Below are 1,644 nucleotides of genomic sequence, written 5' to 3'. Positions count from 1 at the left end.
CGCCAGCACGCTCGCTCAGCTTCGTGCCTCGGAAGAAGAGTCACGCCGTGCACTGCAGACGTTGACCGACCATGTCGCGGTGCGCGATCGATCCAACACCGTTCACCAGGAACTCGTGCAGGCGGTGCTGGTCGGCGGAGGGTTCGGTCAGGTGGCCACCACTCTCGCCCGCGCTCTCGAGCGCTACGTGACCATCGTCGACGCCGACATGCGCATCCTGGCGTCGTCCGCACCGTCGGCGAACGTGTCGGCCGTGGTCAGCGTGTCGAGCGGCGCGCGTCTCGCCATCGAGCACAGTCGCGCCACCGGCCACTGCAGCTATGTCGACGCTCCTGCGCCCGATATTCAGGTGGTCGCAGCGGTGACCGCTGGCGAACTGTTCTTCGGCGCCGTGTTGCTCAGCCCTGGCGAACTCGAACTCGGCTCGGTCGATGAGCGCACCATCGAGCGTGCAGCCCAGGTAGCCGCGCTACTCACCCTGCAACACAATGCCGTCGCCGACGCCGACCAACGTGTCAGGCACGAACTCATCGCCGACGTTCTCGATTCGTCACCCGAACGACGTCGCGATCTGGATCGACGCGCACGCGTCCATGACGTGGACATCGCGACTCTCGACACCGTCCTCGTCATTGTCGTTCCGGTCCAATCACGTTCTGTCGCTGCATCACTTGTGGCCGAGCGCTATCGGCGCGGCGGTCTGGTGAGCGACTACTCCGACGTACTCGTTGCCGTAGTGCACACCTCCGACCCGATGGGTGAAGCGAAGGATCTTCGACGCATGTTGCTCGCAGGCGGCGCCTCCGAAGTCCTCGTCGTCGTCCCACCGCAGGCGCCAACGGTCGACGCCTTGTCGGTGAGCTTCGACGTCGCTCATCGCACGTCGCGTTTGATCGACGCACTCGGCATCGACGACGACGTCGTCACCACCGAGGCGTTCCATCCGTACATGGTGATGTTCGGATCGGACCCGCATGCGGTGCACGCGTTCATCGACCATGTGATCGGACCCGTCATCGAATACGACGCAGAGCACGGCACCGACCTGGTGCCGACGCTGCGCGCATTCGTGCGCAACGAGTCCAGTCCCACGAAAACCGCGCGCGCGCTCAGCTACCACACCAACACGATCCTCCAACGTCTCGAAAGGTTGCGTCTGCTGCTCGGCGACGGCTGGCGTACGGACGAAGCATTGTTCCGCATCTCGACAGCGGTGCGGCTGGATGCCTTACGCTCCGCTCGTTTCCGACAATGATGTGACGATGACACATCGAAGCCCGAATCTCGTGTGTTCATCACCCATATTCCAGGTCACACTGCCTCCGTAACGTTCCGATCGACACCAGGTGACCGCGTCCCGCGGACGGGTCACAAAAGAACACGTGGAGGAAGCAGTGCCCGTCAGCAGTCGCATTCCAGGATTCAAAGATCTGTCGCCGAGGGAAAGGCGCAGCGTCGTCGCGAACCGCACCGCACTGGCCGAGTCCGTGTTCGCTTCGCTCGACCCGAACAACGGTCTGTCCGTCGAGCAGGCCGATCACATGGTGGAGAACGTCGTCGGCGTCATAGGCATCCCCGTCGGCATCGCCACGAACGTCATGGTGAACGACAGCGAATACCTGGTGCCGATGGCCACCGAGGAGC

Annotated in this window: 2 protein-coding genes; both read left to right on the top strand. The window is 63.5% G+C overall.

Going from position 1 to position 1,644, the window contains the following annotated elements; all coding sequences use genetic code 11:
* The coding region (locus tag WBQ44_RS00010; protein ID WP_495564686.1) for a PucR family transcriptional regulator at positions 1-1,255 on the top strand (1,255 nt) is incomplete at its 5' end.
* Between the two features lie 139 nt (positions 1,256-1,394).
* Positions 1,395-1,644, top strand: a 250-nt coding sequence (locus WBQ44_RS00005; protein ID WP_495564685.1) for a hydroxymethylglutaryl-coenzyme A reductase family protein, incomplete at its 3' end; no start/stop codon positions are given.

It is taken from the genome of Rhodococcus sp. (in: high G+C Gram-positive bacteria) (assembly GCF_049591685.1).
Taxonomy (GTDB): Bacteria; Actinomycetota; Actinomycetes; order Mycobacteriales; family Mycobacteriaceae; genus Rhodococcoides.
Note: the sequence above shows the minus strand (reverse complement) of the source record. Positions and strands in the feature narration are given on the sequence as shown.